The 19317-nt window shown below is 32.1% G+C and carries 16 protein-coding genes and 3 pseudogenes; 12 read left to right on the top strand and 7 right to left on the bottom strand.

Annotated elements, in window-relative coordinates:
• The coding region (locus tag QRN68_RS18880) for a hypothetical protein (protein ID WP_285398444.1) at window positions 1-563 on the top strand (563 nt) is incomplete at its 5' end.
• A gap of 32 nt (window positions 564-595) precedes the next feature.
• Here the strand turns inward: QRN68_RS18880 and dcm are convergent.
• Window positions 596-1846 (bottom strand): DNA (cytosine-5-)-methyltransferase, encoded by a 1251-nt coding sequence (gene dcm / locus QRN68_RS18885; protein WP_285398445.1) that lies wholly within the window; start codon window positions 1844-1846, stop codon window positions 596-598.
• Between the two features lie 142 nt (window positions 1847-1988).
• Complete coding sequence (locus tag QRN68_RS18890; RefSeq protein ID WP_285398446.1) at window positions 1989-3473, bottom strand: MutH/Sau3AI family endonuclease; 1485 nt, start codon at window positions 3471-3473, stop codon at window positions 1989-1991.
• A gap of 464 nt (window positions 3474-3937) precedes the next feature.
• On the opposite strand from QRN68_RS18890, the gene QRN68_RS18895 reads away from it, so the two are divergent.
• The 3 genes from QRN68_RS18895 to QRN68_RS27130 all read left to right on the top strand — a co-directional run bounded on the left by QRN68_RS18895 (window position 3938) and on the right by QRN68_RS27130 (window position 7652).
• Entirely contained in the window at window positions 3938-4933 is a 996-nt protein-coding gene (locus QRN68_RS18895) for a DUF3427 domain-containing protein (RefSeq protein WP_285398447.1), read from the top strand.
• 149 nt (window positions 4934-5082) lie between these two features.
• Window positions 5083-6942, top strand: coding sequence for a DUF262 domain-containing protein (locus QRN68_RS18900; protein WP_285398448.1), 1860 nt, complete (start codon window positions 5083-5085; stop codon window positions 6940-6942).
• Window positions 6943-7385: 443 nt separating this feature from the next.
• On the top strand, window positions 7386-7652 hold the full coding sequence (locus tag QRN68_RS27130; RefSeq protein WP_481817470.1) for a hypothetical protein: 267 nt from the start codon (window positions 7386-7388) through the stop codon (window positions 7650-7652).
• Between the two features lie 162 nt (window positions 7653-7814).
• On the opposite strand, the gene QRN68_RS18910 is transcribed toward QRN68_RS27130, so the two are convergent.
• Window positions 7815-8141 (bottom strand): hypothetical protein, encoded by a 327-nt coding sequence (locus QRN68_RS18910; RefSeq protein ID WP_285398449.1) that lies wholly within the window; start codon window positions 8139-8141, stop codon window positions 7815-7817.
• 183 nt (window positions 8142-8324) lie between these two features.
• Entirely contained in the window at window positions 8325-8675 is a 351-nt protein-coding gene (locus QRN68_RS18915) for a helix-turn-helix domain-containing protein (RefSeq protein WP_285398450.1), read from the bottom strand.
• Between the two features lie 152 nt (window positions 8676-8827).
• On the opposite strand from QRN68_RS18915, the gene QRN68_RS18920 reads away from it, so the two are divergent.
• Window positions 8828-9220, top strand: a complete 393-nt coding sequence (locus QRN68_RS18920; protein WP_285398451.1) for a hypothetical protein — start codon at window positions 8828-8830, stop codon at window positions 9218-9220.
• Window positions 9221-9309: 89 nt separating this feature from the next.
• On the opposite strand, the pseudogene QRN68_RS18925 reads toward QRN68_RS18920, so the two are convergent.
• Both QRN68_RS18925 and QRN68_RS18930 read right to left on the bottom strand, forming a co-directional pair.
• Window positions 9310-9659: pseudogene (locus QRN68_RS18925) on the bottom strand (DDE-type integrase/transposase/recombinase); the annotation flags it as partial.
• A gap of 35 nt (window positions 9660-9694) precedes the next feature.
• Window positions 9695-9841: a hypothetical protein gene (locus QRN68_RS18930; protein WP_285398452.1), complete on the bottom strand. Its 147-nt coding sequence runs from the start codon at window positions 9839-9841 to the stop codon at window positions 9695-9697.
• A 292-nt stretch (window positions 9842-10133) separates the two neighbouring features.
• Between QRN68_RS18930 and QRN68_RS18935 the strand changes: the two are divergent.
• Window positions 10134-10319 (top strand): annotated as a pseudogene (locus tag QRN68_RS18935) (hypothetical protein); the annotation flags it as partial.
• Between the two features lie 82 nt (window positions 10320-10401).
• Here the strand turns inward: QRN68_RS18935 and QRN68_RS18940 are convergent.
• The gene (locus tag QRN68_RS18940; protein WP_285398453.1) at window positions 10402-11298 is read right to left on the bottom strand and encodes a DegV family protein; all 897 of its coding nucleotides are present in this window, start codon (window positions 11296-11298) and stop codon (window positions 10402-10404) included.
• A gap of 169 nt (window positions 11299-11467) precedes the next feature.
• On the opposite strand from QRN68_RS18940, the pseudogene QRN68_RS27135 reads away from it, so the two are divergent.
• From QRN68_RS27135 to QRN68_RS18980, 6 genes and pseudogenes are all read left to right on the top strand, one after another.
• A pseudogene (locus tag QRN68_RS27135) lies at window positions 11468-12056 on the top strand (IS66 family transposase); the annotation flags it as partial.
• A gap of 1153 nt (window positions 12057-13209) precedes the next feature.
• Entirely contained in the window at window positions 13210-14079 is an 870-nt protein-coding gene (locus QRN68_RS18960) for a transposase (RefSeq protein WP_285398456.1), read from the top strand.
• A 38-nt stretch (window positions 14080-14117) separates the two neighbouring features.
• A complete protein-coding gene (locus tag QRN68_RS18965) occupies window positions 14118-14399 on the top strand; it encodes a hypothetical protein (RefSeq protein WP_285398457.1) in 282 nt (93 codons plus the stop codon).
• Window positions 14396-14623 (top strand): hypothetical protein, encoded by a 228-nt coding sequence (locus tag QRN68_RS18970; RefSeq protein ID WP_285398458.1) that lies wholly within the window; start codon window positions 14396-14398, stop codon window positions 14621-14623. The genes QRN68_RS18965 and QRN68_RS18970 overlap by 4 nt, the downstream gene beginning before the upstream one ends.
• Before the next feature lie 222 nt (window positions 14624-14845).
• Entirely contained in the window at window positions 14846-16675 is a 1830-nt protein-coding gene (locus QRN68_RS18975) for an ATP-binding protein (RefSeq protein ID WP_285398459.1), read from the top strand.
• On the top strand, window positions 16668-18590 hold the full coding sequence (locus tag QRN68_RS18980; RefSeq protein WP_285398460.1) for an ATP-dependent nuclease: 1923 nt from the start codon (window positions 16668-16670) through the stop codon (window positions 18588-18590). The genes QRN68_RS18975 and QRN68_RS18980 overlap by 8 nt, the downstream gene beginning before the upstream one ends.
• Window positions 18591-19317: the final 727 nt, after the last annotated feature.

The raw sequence follows: 19317 nt of genomic DNA on the forward strand, positions 1-19317 counted from the left end.
TCGTACCGGAGGTGCCTGGTTATTTATATGCGTTATTTGATTACGGGCTTACGTTATACAACTCCTTAAATTATTATTTTATTCAGATTAATAATATATATTTGAAAACAGAGAGAATACGAGGATACAGAGTATTATTCATAGTGTGCTATTATAAAAAGCAGTACTACGGAGGTGAAAAAGTGGATAAAATTAAATTATATTACATAGACTTTCCTGAGCAGACGATGCAGTACGACGTAGGCACGGTGCTCATCAATAATGAAAATACCCAAGTGCAGCACGACGAAATTTGTCGCTTATTAAATGCGCAGTCGTATGATATTGCTGATTACAGCGACGATATTTCGATTTTAGTTGATGACACTGGCTTTTATAAGAGTGGTCTGCCTGTATGGACTGTGAAAACGCCTGATGGCATCACGTTGGATCTGGTCGGCAAGCTGCTATTTGTGCGTAATGTTGAAACAGAGTACAGCATTGATTTTGCTAGCATTACAGCTGAAGATATTTTTAATTTCCGAATTGGGCTGGAGATTGAATTGAAGGGGCTTCGAAAATAGAAAAACGACTTGGATTATTCCAAGTCGTTTTTTTATATATTCAATGAAATTTGTGCAATATCGTGTGTTTCTTGAGCATCTATTTCTTTAATTGTTTTACCCATTTTTTCGATTAGATGTGTTACAAGTGCATTCCCCATGCAGAAGTAGCGCATGCGGTCACCCATTGTTGCTGTCCAATTGTCTGGAAAGCCATTTAATCGTTCGCATTCTATTGGAGTTAGGAAACGCTTGCGCCCGTTGACTTCAACGATATGTGAGCTACGGTTTGTTGTTCCTTCACTTGTCAGCATCGTTCGTCCAGGCAGGTCAAGTGAATCAACGGGAGACATACCACCTTCAGAAAAAGTGTACTTATGACCGTCTTTGGAAGTACGTTCAATTTTTTTAGGACCGCGTAAATAAGCAAATTTTTCAATGGCTGCATCAGATAAATAGAATTTCTCATCAACCTCAGATTCATCCTGCAAAATAGCTTTTAAGGGGATTGCCTGTGGATTCAATGCCTCTGTATGAATTGTGTGGATTTTTCCCTCAATCATGATGCCAGCTGGATGATAGTCAAATGAAAATTTATCGGAAATTTCGATAATATCTTTTGGTAATTCGAATTTTTCATCACGATTCTTGTATATTTCTTCTTTCACAGGGAAAGTGGAGGCGAAAAAGCCATCTTTTAATAAAATTTCAGAAGTTGTTTTCTCTAATTGGCGTTCCGCAAAAGCCAGTGATTTATCATAAGCAAAAATGAAAATACGACGACGACGCTGCGCTGTGCCGTATTCCGCTGCATTGACTACCCGCCATTCAACGATATAGCCTAGATCACGAAAAGTAGCAAGCATTATTGAGAAGTCACGACCACGTTGTTTAGATGGTGATTTTAAAAGACGATCTACATTTTCAAGTAAGATATATTTTGGATGTGACACTTCTACAATACGTTTAATTTCCCAGAAAAGAACTCCTTTTTTGCCTTCAATCCCTTGTTCTTTTGATAAAGAACGTGCCACCGAATAATCTTGGCAAGGAAAACCACCAACAAGCAAATCAATATTCATATCTTCAAATATTTTATTCGATACTTTCCCAATATCATCATTACAATTTTCGCTCGATGGAAAGTGTGAATTATAGCAGTCAAAAGCATCTTGTGCTTTTTTTGATGGCTCCCATTGATTGGCCCATACAGTATTAAAAAGATTGTTATCGGCTTTTTCAAGACCTACACGAAACCCACCAACGCCAGCGAATAGTTCGACTACGTTTAAGTTTTTATTCATATATTATTATCCCTCTCTCGTTGACTTCATTATATAAAATTGGGATAAAAAGATCAACAATTTTATTTTATTAAGTAATGATTAACTTCTCAAATTATTACTAATTTTATCATATTGTGCATTGATAAGCTTCAAAAGTTACTTAGATAAAATCGATATTTTTTAGCATAGAAACAACCTCATCTCCGCGAAGCCATAGTTGTTGATAATACATGCTGATACCATTAATTACAAGTGGTTTTCTTGATGCATCACCGCCTGTTCCTCGAATAAAAAATTTATTATCTGTTGATTTAGGGAAATTAGTTGTTTTTTTAACAGTATTCGAACGTTTATTGATAATAGGTTTATTGTTTTTATCTAAATCAATTGTTTCTTTCAACTCATTATTATTAATTAAATATCGAACTTGTTCCCAGACAGGTTTGATTTCTTTTTCGATAATTGCATCATCTATAGAAAGACGCTTAAATCCAAGAAATTTATTATCTAATAATGGAGCTTTCAATGAAGGCTCTTCAAAGACAATAAATAAAAATTGTTTTTCATGGAAGTAGTTATAGACAAATGATTTATCAAATTGGATATTTTTATCAGTCCATTCTTCGAAATCAATTTGACAAAATTTAACATCCTCTGTGCGGAGACCTTCAGTTGTTTGTACAATGGATTTTGGAACAATCCCAATCTTACTAAACAACTCAATTTTACTTAGTTTTTTCACTGTACCACCGAACATTTTTACAATAATTTGTTCAGCGATAGATTTTGGTGCAGATCCGCTTTTAGTTGGTAGAATATCGAATTCTTTCATGAGCTCACCAACTGTTTTATTTTTATATTTTTGGGTTAGGTTATGTAATTCATCATCGAGTTCTTTAAAGGTTGAGTATATATCATCTAGCTTTTCAAGTTTTACTCCAAAATGTTTCTGCACTAGAGTTGATACGGTCGCACGTTTTAAACGGAAACGAGGTCGGTTAGGCCATTTAGGTGCTGTATCGATGAACATCAAACTTTTCCGTAGTTCGGAAGAAATTCGATGATATTCTGCTGTAGGATCCTCGTATGTATCTTTTAAATGCTGAATAAAATCACGTACAATGAGCCAATCATTTTTTAGAATTTCTTTATCTTCATCTGAAAACTCGTGGAAATGGTAGCCTTCGATGAAGAATTTAGCATATTCAGCAGCTGGTACAATCTCTGGAGAGTCGTAGTGGTAATACACCAATAATAGATGCTCTAATTTATGCCAGAAGCTAGAGGTTTCGAATTCTTCATCTGTGATTTCTTCAGGTGTAACAGCTGTAATTGACATAGGCTCTTTTGCTTCATAAATAATATTTGCTGTTTTTTTAGTTCTATTATTCTTCTTAGGTCTACGAATACCTGTTGTTTTTAATTCTGTCTCAATGCCATCTACAAGTAAATCAGGTTTTTTATCTGAATCAGGTGGATAACCTAAAATAGATTGCTCTACAACGTTTCCAGCTATGCCAGTGATTTTAGGTGAATTTATAGTCTTTGCAAAGACATTGTTAACATCTGATTCTCCAAGCGTTTTGCCAACAGCATTGCTTAAAATTGTATCTAATTCTTTTCGTGTGAATTTATGTAAGGCCATGAAAGAGGACTCCTTTTATATGTGTTATATCTATGATAAAGCATTTATTTTTTTTATTCATTAAATAATAAGAAAATATTAACGGCATTTATGACTATATAGAGTCAATTTTCTGGTATTATTATGTATTTATAGGGCGCTAAGGTATGGTTATAAGGTGGGCTGGGTATTTACAAATGATAGCTAAACAAAAGCGAGAAAATAATCTCTTACATCAAATTGAGCATACAGTAGCTCAGTATTAAGCAAACAAATAGAATTTGTAACTGAAGAAACTTATTATCACCTTGTAGTGGTAAGGAAAACAGCGAGCAGAGGTGAAAAAATATTTAATAAAGGATTAAAATTATATATGTCCTTAAAGAAAGTAGAAGCACCAGATAAATGAGTAGTTTCAAAGGCTATTTAAGAAGAAGTAGCAGAATCATGTGGATTATTCCAAAATCTAAATATAGACAGGTGAGATGAACTTGAAAAAATTAGAATTATATAACGAGTACACTCGTGAAGATGTATATGAAATTTTTGATGGTGGTAAAACAAAATTCACACGTGGTGCTGGTGTTTGGGGGCTTCATGGCATTATTAAAATTCCAAATCGAGAACATGATTATGTTTTCTTTGTAACATTTGGTCAAGACAAATTGGGGGTGGAATTTAAAGAAAGTATCACTGAAGATGGTATTTTGACTTGGCAATCTCAAAAAAGACATACTTTAAATCATCCACGAATTTTAGAATTTATTCATCATGATCATACGAAACACAATATTTATTTATTTTTACGTACTAGTAAGAAATCAGAGCCATTTACTTATATGGGGAGGCTAGCTTACATTGCGCATAATCCAGATGTGGAACAGCCTGTTCATTTTAAGTGGCAATTACTAGATTGGGAAGATGAAAAGACTGTAGAAAGTTTAAAGTTAGATCATACTGAAGAATTTGTAGCTGACGCAGAAATAGTTGGAAATCATTTGATTGAAACATCTTTACCAGAGCGAAAAGAACGTAAAGAACGTGTGAGTAGTTTCAATTCTAAACACGTAGATTTTGCAGAAAAGCATAAGAAAAATACAAATTTAGGGTTGTCTGGAGAACTACTTGTTTTAGAATATACCCGTTCACAATTAATTCAAGCTGGTCGCCAAGATTTAGCAAATAAAGTAATACATAAATCTGTTGTAGAAGGTGATGGCGCAGGATATGATATTGAATCATTTGAAGAAGATGGCTCACCACTTTACCTTGAAGTTAAAACGACAAAAGGAGGCATTAATTCTGAGTTTTTTATTTCACCAAATGAATTGGCTTTTTCGGAAGAACATGCAGATAACTTTCAATTGATTCGAGTCTATGAATACAATAGTAAATTTAATAGCGGTAAGTTTTACAGAATAAAAGGAAATTTGAATGCGAAATTGAATTTGAAACCAACTCAATATTCGGCAAGGGTTTAATAACTTATTATATTGAACTATATATTTTATATAGTAATATTAATATATATGAATAATTTGGATTTCTTGCATATTTGTACGAATTTGAATGAAATATATGTATGAACAAGTATTTTTACTAGAAGAAATAGTAAGGAGGATAAAGTTTTATGAAATTCCATCCAGAAGATAAAAAAATAAAAGATATTTTTGGATCTGGTAATGTTTATCAAATTCCTAATTTTCAAAGAGATTACTCTTGGGAAACAGATAATTTCGAGGATTTTTTGAATGATTTATTAGCAGCTAGTAATGCAACATATGATAATAATAATCATAAGTTAAATATTAAGAGTGTTGAGAAATTAGAAGATTACTTTTTTGGAACTTTTTTAGTAGTTGGTGATTATTCTAGTACTGAAGAGAAACGAATTGTAGTAGATGGACAGCAACGTTTGACAACCATGACATTATTTTTAGCTGCTATAAGGGATATTATTGAAGAAATAAAAAAAGAAAAAAAATTAGAATATGATCATGAATTTGATGATGCACTTATTGTTAATAAAACACAAAAAGGTAAGTCAACCAAACAAGCTCGTGTTATTAATGAAAAATTAACACCTATTCTACCTGTGAATATTTTAGATATTAATGGGCATAAAAAAAATGGTGCGGTACATAATCCAGAAAATGAAGGGCAACAATTACTTTTAGATACTTATGAATGGTTTAAAAGACAACTTTCGCTTATTGAATTGGCAAAGAGATTAAGTGATTCTAAATTAAAACAAACTGATATTGAAAAAATTAATGGTATTCCTGCTGATGAATATTTAAACTTTCTTGATACTTTAGGAACCCAATTATTGATTTCGACTGTAATTATTATTTATTCTGAGGATGAACAATCTGCCAATATCATGTATCGTAATTTTAACTTCCGAGGAATTCCATTAAGTGGAACGGATTTAATAAAAAATGAAATTTTCGAACTTTTAGATGATAGTACAGGTTCAGCAAATAAACACTGGTTAACAATTGAGGATAATGTTTCAATTAACGAATCGGATAGCATGTCAACGTTCTTTATACATTATTTTTCTTCTAAATATAAACAGGCTGCAAAAAAGGATTTATTCCCTATATTCCTTAAAAAATATGATGCTGAAATCTCAAGCTATCAATCGTTTTTAAATGAGATAGTTAAAGAGTCAGCACATTATAGAATAATAATTAGCCCGCAAGATAGTGATGAATTATTTGGGGAAGAAAAATATTTCTTATATAACGATCACCCTATTATTAAAAGACAACTACAAAGATTAAATGAATTAGATGTGACACAAGTTAGAACGTTATTGTTAGGCTTATTTTTTGCAAAAGACAACAATCTTATTACATCTAAACAATTTAAAAAAGTGCTAAATAATGTACTATTATTCCAATCATTATTTGTAATGACTTCGTCGCCTAGCAATCAAATTAGGGGTATCTATTCTAAGTATGGTCGGGAATTTAGAAGTAAAGATAAAAGTGAAATGGCAGAAGTGATTACTAAGTTATTTAAGGGATTATCAGATAAGATACCTTCTGAACAAACTATATTAAGTAAAAGTAAGTTAACTTACGATCATAGAGATAATTATGATGATATGACTAAAATACAGAAAAAACATAAAACCTTGATAAAACTTATATTGACAGTTTTATCAGAGGAAAAACAAAAAGCAAGTGGGCAAAATAATAACAACGATTCTTTTAAATTTATTTCTGAAGCCAGCTTAGAACATATTATTGACCAGTCTACTACTTTAGATAATAGATTTTCTTTAGGGAATTTAATATTGTTAGAAAAAAGCAAGCATAAAAATAATGTTGATAAAAAAGATATGTATTCCACTTCAGAAATTATAATGACTAAATCTTTTAGCGATAGATTGAAGGATTTTCAAACGGACAAAGATATTGAAAAAAGAAATAGGGAGATTTTATCCAATTACTATAAATATGTTAAACAGCAGTTCTAGAATGAATAATAATGTTATATAAAAAATTGCCCCACAAGCATTATTTTTTACTCAACGTAGTCAAATACGTAGTCACCAATTCGTAAGATTACTTAAAAATGCTAATGAATGTTGATATAACAACGTATCTAGTAGAAGTGGGTTCGACTCCCGCCGTCTCCATACATTGGAAACAAAATAGTTTCAAAAAGTGTCAAATTCCTTGATATAACAAGGGATTGGCGCTTTTTTTTATTTCAAAAAATTTCACCTGATTTCAACCGGTTTTGGGTCATTTTCTGGGTCGAACATAAGCACGAAATATAAAAAAGCGCACCTTTTCGGTATATACTACGAATAGCCGTTTATCTGAAAAAACTTTTAGATTTATAAAATAGCCACGTTTTTCCTGGCATTAGCGATCAACGTGTGATGCAAAAATCCGGTTTGTCTTTCGGGTCAAAGTGAAAAAGAGCACAGGACAGCCTACACAAGTTTCTGAGAATATCCTGGTGCGTGATTTTCAGGAAGATTGCCCCTTACAAAAAATTGTCCCAGATATTACATACTTGCCTTTTGGTCAATCGATGATGTATCTTTCGAGCATTATGGATTTGTTTAATGGGGGTATAGTAGCCTGTTCGATTGACCCTGTTCAAGTAGCGTGGCAATTTACCAAAGGCGTTGTATTGAATAGTGATCAAGAATCCGTAAATATACATATATTCTGAAAATAAAACTAACAATAATAAGTGTGCTGTAGGTTCAATTTTTTGATGAATTATAGTGTTAATAAAAGCGGAGGTAACCTAAAAGGTTAAGGCTTAACCTTTGTTTCAAAAGTGTTATAACATAATAGGAAAAGTTACATTTAGGTAAAGACAGTAGAAGAATTATCGGTATATTTTAGAAAAAGAACCTTGATTGCTTTTAGTTTTTTTGAGGTACAATTTGCGTATTTCTTTATGAAGTAAGTCTTCTGGAGCAGGTTTACTTTTAATTATCGTTGAAATATCCTGCGGTTCAATACTACGATCATCTATTTTATAGCCACGACGGTTAAGAGTTTCAGCAGTACGATTAATGTTTCCCTGATAAGCATATTCTTGTATGACACGTTGAGTAAAATTTTTGGGTTGATAATTTTCGATTAAACTGATGTAGTCTTGAAAAACTTTTAAATCATTTTTTGCTTGATTATACGTACGAAATTTTTTCATAGCAATTCCCCCCTAGGATTTTAATAGTTTTATAATATATTGTGGAAATAAACTGGATTCAATTATTTTTTTAAAAAGCCAGATATAGTTTTGTATGTTAGAAGTAAGATAAAAAAATGAATTATGAAGAAGGGATTATTAGTTAAAAAGGAAGCTTGTGAAAAAAATACACAAGCTTCCTTTTTAATTTTTTTGTAAGCGTGCGAAGATTTCAATTGATATATTCAGTAGCATTTGAATATCGTCTTCATTTTTATCTTCAAGCGTGTTCATAAAGAGTTTTAAAAGCTCATCTTTATTATTTTCTGGGTCTTCATTTCCGCTAATTTCAGGTATAAGTACGCTACCTGGACCGACCTTTAGGGCATCTAATATTTTAGTTAAAGTTTGTAACGTAATATTTCTCTCTCCACGTTCAACATCTGATAAATACGGGGCTTGAAAATCACACTTCTCTGCTAGTTCGTCGATTGTTAATTTTTGAGCCTTCCTAATTGCTCTGATGTTCATTCCTACGCGTTTTGTTAAATCCATTTATATCCCCCCACTTTAATCCTATGTGAGGTAAAACAAACATTACATACTATTAAAGTGTAATAAAAATAACTTATAAGTTATTTTTTATTGATTTATATTATCTTTCGGTATTAAAATGATATTAATTAATTTAAAAGGAGTGTGTTGAAATGGATTTAAATTATAGTTTAATGATGGGTTTAGATTATAGTTTAATGACGGATTTAACAGATATAGAGTTGAAGCTAGAAGAGTTGGAAGCAAGATATAAGAAAAAGTATTTCCGTAAAGATACGAAAAGAGCATGGAGCTTTAAATGTCATTGCGGCGAAAAAGTAGTAAGTAATGTAGCAGATGAATACTTTATTGCATTAATTACACGGAAAGATCCAAACGCTATTGGTCGTCGCTTTTGTTCAAAAGAATGTGCAGATATTTATTTCAAGGAGCAGCGCAATGAATTGTTAGTTGAACGTGAACGGATTATTGAGGAAAGAAGAAAGATGAGGGAGGTTTATGAAGAAGCGGAGCGGAAGTTTATAGCTATAAAGGAGAAAAGCTAAATAAGGTTATTGAAAGCACATAGTATCTATAAATGGATACTGCGGGTTTTTTATAGGCTTGAGCTCTCCAAGATTGGGGTGATGGAATTCATATTGGTTTCATCTATAAAATGACCGGAGAAGGATTCTTGGGGGCGTTATCCCAACAGTTTCCTCGGCGTGACATCGATTGCCCTAGTCCCATTTTCTTCACAAGTTTCTGGAATTGTGGATTCGTATAATGGAATCCTTGGTCTGAATGAATAAATGCATCTTCTGTTAAATGGTGGTGATTTTGCTTTAATTTACGAAGTGTATTGAGCGCGATATCCATACTTAATGAAGCAGATACTACATACGCTAAAATTTCGTTTGTCTCAGCGTCCTTAATCGTTGATAAGTAAGCACGTTTGCTGTTCCCGTTCATTAAATAAGTGATATCTGTTAATAATACCTTTCCTGCTAAATGTAGCCATTGAAGTATAAGCTAGATAACTAGCCATCGACACAAGCTAATTTGTTTTTAGCGATTTTATCAATGATGTGATGATTTGAAACAATACGACGCTCATTATAAGCGTTTTCAATAATTACCTTTAAAATAAGAAATTCTTTCTGTTGGGTTAATGATAGTTTGTTCATTATACTTTCCTCCTGTCATTTATATATAGTAGGCGAATAATTTTAGAACAATAGAAGGTGCCTGTAATACCTTTTTTCTACAATATTTGTCTCCTCTTTGAATTCTAAATATTTATTGCTGTCTATATAAGTTAGAGAATACAGTAGAAAAATAGAAAAATTTCCGTGTTTCCATCACTTTCTGAAACCTTCCTGGGCCTGAACAGGATGATAGCAAGTGTGTATGGGAACAAAAGCATTTTTGGTTACGTGTGCGTTTCGGAGATGGACTAAAATATTGAACGGCAACTGAACGTTCTATCTCGACGGAATCTACCGCACGACAAATGCGAATATGATTCAAATCGTCGAAGACTACATTACCTATAATAACAATATCCGTATTCAAACAAAATTAAACAGCCAGTCCCCATACCTGAATGAAAATACTGCTATCATTCAAAAAATAACGTTACATCCGCCAGTTTACTTAAGCTAAAATGCTCTCTGACTGTATAATAGTTAGTTTATAGGAATTTCGCAACTTCATGTACCTACAATAATTTAGATTACAATTATGTTTATATAGTAACTAAATCAGCTATCTTTTGCTTAAGTGGTGCAAGCTCTGGTAGACGTACCCAACTTAAACCAAGCGTTCCTTCACCTGCATGAACCGCTACACAAGCACTTAGTGGTAATACGGAGAAGTTTATGTGCGGATATTCGTTCTCTAAAGCTTTTTTCCAAGCGGTTGCGCCTTCTTCATCATTACAGTGAATAATTGCAACTTCAGGGATAATACTTTTTTCTAGATCTGTATTTAAAACATTTTGTACATATGTTTTAGCTCTAGTCGTAGCGCGTACTTTTTCTTTCATAACGGGCTTCCCATCTTCAAATGATATGACAACTTTAATATTCAACAAGTTACTTAAAAATGCTTGAGTCCCTGAAACTCGACCACTTTTATGTAATTGTGATAAGCTAGCCGGAATAAATGAAAGCTCACTGTTATCTGTCATCTCATTGATTCTTTCAACAATATAGCCAGGTTCAAAACCTTCACGCTCTAACTGCTGACCGATTTCAATCATTTTCATCATGGGAAATGACCCGATTTTTGAATCCACTGGATATACTTCAAATTCAGCTTGATCAGCTGCTGTGAAAGCGCTTTGATAAGTGCCCGAAAGATGTTGAGAGGTATGAATTGCAATTGCACATGTATACCCTTGTTCTTTTAATGATTTATATAAGTCTACAACTTCACCAATAGCAGGTTGTGATGTCTTTGGATTTTTTTTAGCATTTCGTAGTTTTTCGTAAAACTGATCATGTGTCATATCAACAGTTTCGCGTAAAGCCTCTTCTTCGAACACTATATTAAGTGGTAATACGTGAATTTGATTGTCCTGTATGAACTTTTCATCTAACAATGCTGCTGTATCTGTAACCCATGCAATTTTCATTCCCATTTAAAAGTAATCCCCTTCATCTATGTAGAATATTATTCATTTTATAACTTATGTAACTATACACAGATAAGATCATCATGAGTAGTGACATTTATAATACTGTATTTATTTTTTTGCAATCTTCGACATTATTTCGACAATAATTGCGATGAAAAATAGCATTTTATAAGCATACGGTAAGCTATCTAATATTTCATTTGCTAATTGTTGGGTGCATATACGACGTTATTGGCTGAAAGCCGATAGCAAAAATGGGAAAATCGGCGTGGATTACTGTGATCAACTGTATCGCCTAGAACGGCAATATAAGCATCTCTCACCAGGAAAGGGTCGTAAAGCACAGCAAAAGCAATCAAAACCGATTGTCGAAAAGTTTCAGGAATGAGTAGATAAATCGCCTTTCTTCGGAAAAAATATTAGATAAAGTTTCCAAAAACACATTAAATCGTGTACATGGGTTAAAAGTTTCTCTGTTCGATGGTCGGATTGGAATTGATAATAATCCAGCTGAAAATCCGATTCGTCCTAATGTGATTGGCTGAAAGAACTGGCGTTTTTCTGTGAGTGAAGCTGGTGCTAAAGCGAATGAAATCTGCTTGAGTCTGGCTGAAACAGCAAAAGCGAATGGTATCGATTTCTATCAATATTTAGTTAAACTAATGATGGAGCTGCCGAATTTACCGATCCATCAGCAATCCCAAATTTTAAATAAATACATGCCTTGGTCGAAAAATATCCAATCCACATGTGCAAAATAGCCATCTATTAGAAAAAAATTTTCAGATAGATGGACATTCGTAGTGCGGTCCGGAAAGGTGCGCATATTTTTATATTTAAGTTTCTTTGCAAGTAGTAATTTACAGGGGCTTAACTACGGCAAGGATAGTCTTCACATCGTTGTGACCAAGATGATACTGTACTTCTTTAATCGAAGCTCCTGCTTAAGCAACAACGAGCAATGTGTATGTCGTAGTCCGTAGTGTTTTTAATAAAGTTTACCACTGTACTGTTTTATTCGGACCATGTAGAATATTATAATTATCTGTAAAAATAGTTGTTGTTTTAGTATTAATACCTTTTTGGGCATAAATTTGCTCTTTGTGCCATAGTTTTAAAATTTCAATCGTTTCTCCAACTAATTTAATTGACTCTAGATAAAGTCCTCCTCCTGTGTTTTACATATTTTGTGATTTTGATATCAAACGTTTCGAAATCAATGTCTTTCCATTTAAATTCAAAATTTCTCCTTACACGATGTTGATATGCTACAAACCCTAATAATTCGAATTAAGATTTTTGGTTAGTTTATTAATTAAATCGTATGTGTGGTAAATAATTCCTAAGCGAAATTATAAGATGCTATAATAATAGATAGGATACCTAAAGTGAGAGATTTTGTAATTTGGCCCATGTAAGGAAGATGAAATGCTCGGTAAAAACATTAGGCCAATGCAGTTTTATTAACAAGGAAATTAGTTCCATTAGGTTCAACATCGGATGTAGTAAACAAGCGTAACGCAATAGAAACATGAACAAGTAAGTGAAAAAGAGTTAAATGCGCATCTTACAACAAAGAAACTCTTTCGTCCTTCTAATGGAAGCAATGTATCACTTGAAAAAGCTAGAGTACTCTTTACGCTTAGCAAACAAAGATAAGTATAAAGAAAAAATTCCATATTTAATTGAAAAAATTAAGTCGGTAGGTGTGAAATAGTGTCGTAAAAGTTACAAGAAATTTTATTTGGAATTAATCCAAATTTAGCTGAGTTAACGCAAGAAATAGAAAAGCTCCTTTTTGTTTCACCTAGAACAGCAATGCAAACAGCGCGAACAATGGCGGAAACATTAGTTTGACAAGTTGCGCAATTGGAAGGGCTTGGGCATAGCGAGTTAAATTTCGGTGAACTACAAATGAAGTTGAAAAATGAAGGAATCATTACGCCAACAACGGATAATGCGATTCAATTCGTTCGTCGCCAAGGAAATATAGCAAGTCATAATGGTACGCGCAAAATGTTAATTCGAGAAGCATTAACTTGTTGGGAGTATCAGCATTTGATTTTGACATGGTTTATCGAAACATATGCATCACCAGATATTGAGGTGCCAGAGTATATTGAGCCGGTTCCAGAGAAAAGCACGGCTGATAGTGAATATTTAATCGAACATATTGAAGCATTAATGCAGACGTTTGTGCAAAAACAGCCGATGTCAGAAAATGTTGAAACCGAGCAAAAGGTTAGTCGTAGAATTTACTATAAAGATCAATTTGTTGAGATACCGGATTTTTTACGTGATGCATTTTTATTGCCACAGCGTTTCCCAAAATCTGCAACATTTTTAATTCGTTTGAATGGCGAACAGCAAGCACGTATTATGAGTGAACTGCCATATCAATTAGACGGTATGTACCAGCATGTAAAGCGATTTAAAGAAGCTAATGATGAATGCTTCTTTGAAGAATTACGATTATTCGTTGAAGAAGAACAAAAACGTAAAATATTGATGGAGCAATATCGCGGGGAAGTCTTGCTATTGTACAAATCAGATTTTGTTATTTTAACAGAAGCATTAGAAAATGTTGCGTTAACGAAGGACAACTTTCCTGGCCAAACAAGCTTGCTTAACTCGTTACAAGAGCAAGGTTTCTTAGATGTTAAGGATTTCCCAAAAGAGCTAGTACTATTAGGCAAGTACCGTAATGTCGGCGAGACGGCATTAGCGAATTTATTTAATCAGTTGAAGGTGAAGGGAATGGAGTTTACAAAGGTTGAAACTTAACGTTAGTGAAGGATGATAGAAATGGCTTCATTTAATAAGTGTTATTTCAATATAACGAAACATTACCTACTATCATAGTTGAGCATTATCCTCAAGTATTAGAAAGTTATCGTGAGTTTGGTAATATCGTTATCAAAGGTTTTGACAGGGAAAACTATATTTATAAATGCATTTTAGCAGTTGAATATATTGAGGGTGCTACAGAACTTATATTTTCAAAAGAACGATATTACGAGTTAATAGTAGATAACTTGGATATATACAATTACATTATTAAGTATTCAATTTTTAGAAATGGAGAATTTTTAGTAAAGATTTGACGGTAATCTATAACTTAGAAATCAGTGAACTATTAAAAGGAAAAATAACGGATCGACCTGATTTAGGAAAAGATGAACGTTACGGCCGACGAGTTATTTTTGAGCTGAATAAAGCCTATCCAGTATTAATGAGCCCATTATTGGATATTGAGGCTTTACAGGAAGAGTTTTTAAAGGCATTGAGTAATTATTGTGATGTATCGAATATTGAATCACAAAATTAAAGTAGTTTTGTGAAAATAAATAGTCCATATGAAGCCAATCTTTTTTTGTCTTTTTATTTAAATGTAAGCATAATTCATAAAATTAAATTGCGAAAAAATCAGTATGTTTTTACTAGTTGATTAGAGATATAATAATATAAAATACATTTTTTTTAAAAAATAAGATTAATTGCTAATTATGGAGTTTGTAAAAATCTACCGAATGTTAAGGAGGTAATTTAAATGATAGCTTCTAAAGATAACCCATTTGGCCAAGTAATATCAGTTTCGGGAATGAACTTAATTATTGAACTTAATAAAGACCTTCTACAAAGAAATTTAGAACAACAGTTTACGAACAATGGAGAAATATTAAAAATGTTTGTTGGTATAGTGGGGGATATTTTTTTAATAGGTGACCTTGAATCTAATAATGTTCATTATGGTATTTTTGAAGAAGTGAAGTTGGTTTCTACGTTTGAAGAAATATTAAATCCTATTAATGGAATGCAAGAACAGTCAAGCAATAATGATAAAAATAAGGCTGTTGCTATTGCTAAAATAATTGGATACCAAGATAAGTCTTCTCAGAGTTCTCTTAAGTTTCAAAGGGGAATAGGACATTATCCAAGATTTAATTCAAAATGTTACCTTCTAACTTCAAACGAAAAGAAATCATTATTTTCGCTTTCAGAGGGGCAAGGATTGAAAATTGGAAATGTTGCAGGATTGCAAAGTGAAGAAGTAGCTATACATATAGATAAGTTTTTAGGAAAACATTCAGTTATATTAGGTTCTACTGGTTCAGGAAAATCAAGCACTGTAGCAAGTATCTTACAAAAGATATTAAAACAATATCAATATAGTCATATACTATTTTTTGATTTACATGATGAATATTCGGCAGCATTTCAATCGGAGGAATTTTCGAACAAAGTTAATAAAATAAATGCATCTAGCTTTAAGTTACCTTATTGGTTATTAAATTTTGAAGAATTTCAATCAATCTTCTTAGGTGACATAGATAATTCGAAAAATAGTGATGGCATAAGAATATTGAAGGAACAAATTTTAGAACTAAAGGAAAATGAGCATGAAAGTATAAGAGGACAAGTAGGGCTAATTGAAAAGATTAGTATTAACTCACCTATATATTTTGATATAGATAAATTATTAATAGAGCTTGTAAAATTAAACAAGAGAACATATTGGAAATCAGATAATGAATTAGCATGGAATGAAGATGGAACAGACTACATAGCAGGGACAGGGGCAACAAAAATTGATAGACCAGATAAAGATAAAGATCAAGTTATTCAAGATCCTAGTTATTATGGGAAATTAAATCAAGTTATCGAAAAAATTCAAAGTATAAGAAATGATAGGAGATTTACATTTTTATTTACGGGGAAAGTTACCAATTCTTTGTTTTTAAAAGATTATCTATTAAATTTATTGAGTATACCTACAAGTGAAGAGCAACATCAATTAACTATTCTCGATTTATCAAAAATTCCGTCTGAGGTAACTCCTATCATAATTGGTGTATTAAGCAGAATATGCTTTGAATTTAAATTGTGGGAAGATGATTCTAAAACTCTTCCATTTTACCTAGTTTTTGAAGAAGCACATAACTATATACCAAAAGAATCTACACCAAATACAAAGTTACCTAAAAAATATATTGAAAGAATAGCAAAAGAAGGAAGAAAATATGGTATTACTCAGCTGATAATTAGTCAACGTCCTTCTGATTTATCTTCAACAATTATATCTCAATGTTCTAATTTTTTTGTATTAAGGGTAACTAATCCCGAAGATCAATCTTTTATTAGACATGTTTTACCAGATCATTTAAGTGCATTAACAAATATGATTCCTCTTTTTCAAAATGGTGAGGCTTTAATAGTAGGAGAGTGTGTTCCACTACCTATAAAAGGTATAATTGAGAGACCTTGTCCTGCACCAAATTCTAATGACATTTCTTTTACTGAAGCATGGTCTAAACCTCTGGAGTTATATGATATTACTAATACTATATATAGATGGTGGGATGTAAAAGAGAATGAATAAATTTATAAATAGTATATCTTTTGAAAATTATAGGGGTTTCGAAAATGAGTGTATTATTGATTTTGCAGAGATGAAAAATATAACATTTCTCGTAGGGCCTAATAATTCAGGGAAGTCCTTAATTACCAGAGCATTTTCTATATTAAGATATGAAATTAAAGGACATGCTTCAAATACATTTATATTAAATCATATTCAAGATAGTGATTTTCATAATTTAAATGTGGGTAGGCCAATTAATTTTAAATTTAATATTAACACTGAAATATTTAGTGGAAGTCAAGAACCAGAGTTAGTGAAATTGTCAAAGATACCATTTGTTACATTATGTATTGAAATTAGAAAAGTTGATAATAATTTTGTTTGTTGCCTTAAAGTTGGTGACGAAGATCAATATTCTCATTATTTTGATGAAGGAAAGAAAATATTTACTTATAACCCAACTTCTATGGCTAATTCATTGGGGATGAATAAAACGGAAATAGAATTATTATGTAGGGTTTTATACAATGAAATTCGCAATAGAGTTATGGTCTTTGACGCAATTAGATCTTTTGATAGAGAAGAATCTGATTTCTACAAAAATGGTTCAGAAATTCTAAAGTGGTTGCATGAAAATAAATCTCAAGCAGAAATAGTTTCTTGTAAAAAAAAGGTAAGAAATTGGCTGAAAAATGATTTTAATTTAGATGATCCAAATGCTGTAGTAGCAAATACCGAGAAAAAACAGTTACAATTCACATTTAATGATATTGAATTCTCATCTGAGGAAATTGGAACAGGTTATACCATGTTATATATATTATTGATGGAGATAGTGAGGAATAAAAAGGAAATTATATTAATTGATGAGATAGAAAGTCATTTACAACCAGGACTTGTAAGATTATTAATTCAACTTATTAGGGATCATGGAGGATCTCAATATGTTTTAGCAACACATTCTTCAACTGTGTTAGAAAGTGCTGATAAAGATGATATATTGTATCGATTTTATAAAAATGAAGGTAATTGTTTTTTTGAAAATTTCTTTAGAAATAATGAAGGTCTAGGTAAGTTTAGAGAAGTTTGTAATGAATTGGGTGTTGTTCCTGGGGATGCACTTTTATCTAATACAGTAATTTGGGTAGAAGGACCTTCGGAAATGTTTTGGCTACGAGCATGGCTGAAAATTTACTTCCCAATATATAAGGAACAAAATAGAGTTGAAAATAACTTAATTGAAGGATTGCATTTTTCCATTCTAATGACTGGTGGAAGTACTATTGAACATTATGGGTTTGCAGAAAAAGAAATTCCAATTGATCTTTTGGAAGAAGAAGAAGTACTTAAAGTATTGAAAGTAAATCCGAATCCATTTGTAGTCATTGATTCTGATAATGCTAATATAGGTTCTGCTAAGCATAATAGAATGATTAGAATAGCAGAAGAGTTAAATAAGATTAACTTACTAAATCCGTTATTTAGGCAAAATTGTTTAGAAAAAGTTAATAACGATACAGTAAAAGAAGTATTAAATTTATGGATTTTAGAGGGGAGAGAATTAGAAAACTATGTACATCCTCAGTTATTAAAAGAGTTTTATACGGAGAGATCTTCAAAGTCTGCATCTAAGATAACCGGAGTATCAAGTTGCAACGAATGGAATGTATATTCTCAAAATCAAGGAGTCGGGAATATATTGGAAAGTAGAGGCGTTGATGGAGTAAGCAAATCGAGTGGGACAATTATTCATAAAAATGATCTAGCAAGATATGTTTTCAAAAATTTGAGTTCCTTACATTTTAAAGAAGAACCCGAGGGTATAGAGAAACCGGATAATGCAATGTTGACAAATTTGAAAGAGAATTTAGATAGGTTAATTTCATATATACTTACGGTTAACAATATCAAAACTAAGTCGACAGTTTATTAAGAAGCTTTTATATTTTAGTAACAGATGTTTTTTTGGGGAGAATCTACTACATCTTGAAATTTATATTACACCACCAACACTTAACATATTGTTAAGCTGTCGCTTATTATAATAATATTAAAAGAACGAATTCGAATGTTGGAGTTCGTTCTTTTTTGCTTGTTAAGGTAAGTGTATCTTACAACTAATTTAAATAACTGGAACATAAGAAATATAAGCCCGTAATCAAATAACGCAAATAAATAACCAGGCACCTCTGGTACGATAAGTATATCAATTAAAGGAGGGGCTTCTTTATGTCAACTACCAAACTAACAATTGTCCCTGTGACACTAATCCTATCACTGACAACTCTTCATTAACAACTTCACCACAAAACTCTCCAAAGCCGAGCTGCATCATTAAACAACAGTGCTGAAATCTCTTTTTTCAATGGCGTAGATGAGCGCATCATCCAAATGATCATGAAGGAGCTGAATAAACAATTAAGCATGATTTTATGAGAAAAGCTTAATACGGTTCCACAACAGAAAAATCAAAGTATCAACAGACGGACAAACCTCTTTATTTGAAGACGATCTGTCTTTTAACGATTCTGAGCGGACAGAAGAACAAAGCACGCCAGCTGTTACGTATACCGTTGAGCGTAAACTACATAAGAAAAGATGGAATAACACGCGTGTTGATTATCTAATTTCTTCCAATGAAAATTATACAAAAAGAGAGA

The organism is Lysinibacillus sp. fls2-241-R2A-57 (genome assembly GCF_030209535.1).
GTDB lineage: Bacteria > Bacillota > Bacilli > Bacillales_A > Planococcaceae > Lysinibacillus.

Bases quoted from the DNA above. Each gene is read 5' to 3' on its own strand.
- QRN68_RS18895 (WP_285398447.1), top strand. From the start codon at position 3,938: ATGAACTTGAAAAAATTAGAATTATATAACGAGTACACTCGTGAAGAT.
- QRN68_RS18975 (WP_285398459.1), top strand. From the start codon at position 14,846: ATGATAGCTTCTAAAGATAACCCATTTGGCCAAGTAATATCAGTTTCG.
- QRN68_RS18910 (WP_285398449.1), bottom strand. From the start codon at position 8,141: ATGAAAAAATTTCGTACGTATAATCAAGCAAAAAATGATTTAAAAGTT.
- QRN68_RS18900 (WP_285398448.1), top strand. From the start codon at position 5,083: ATGAAATTCCATCCAGAAGATAAAAAAATAAAAGATATTTTTGGATCT.
- QRN68_RS18890 (WP_285398446.1), bottom strand. From the start codon at position 3,473: ATGGCCTTACATAAATTCACACGAAAAGAATTAGATACAATTTTAAGC.
- QRN68_RS18980 (WP_285398460.1), top strand. From the start codon at position 16,668: ATGAATAAATTTATAAATAGTATATCTTTTGAAAATTATAGGGGTTTC.
- QRN68_RS18940 (WP_285398453.1), bottom strand. From the start codon at position 11,298: ATGGGAATGAAAATTGCATGGGTTACAGATACAGCAGCATTGTTAGAT.
- QRN68_RS18920 (WP_285398451.1), top strand. From the start codon at position 8,828: ATGGATTTAAATTATAGTTTAATGATGGGTTTAGATTATAGTTTAATG.
- QRN68_RS18915 (WP_285398450.1), bottom strand. From the start codon at position 8,675: ATGGATTTAACAAAACGCGTAGGAATGAACATCAGAGCAATTAGGAAG.
- dcm (WP_285398445.1), bottom strand. From the start codon at position 1,846: ATGAATAAAAACTTAAACGTAGTCGAACTATTCGCTGGCGTTGGTGGG.
- QRN68_RS18930 (WP_285398452.1), bottom strand. From the start codon at position 9,841: ATGAACAAACTATCATTAACCCAACAGAAAGAATTTCTTATTTTAAAG.
- QRN68_RS18960 (WP_285398456.1), top strand. From the start codon at position 13,210: ATGAAGTTGAAAAATGAAGGAATCATTACGCCAACAACGGATAATGCG.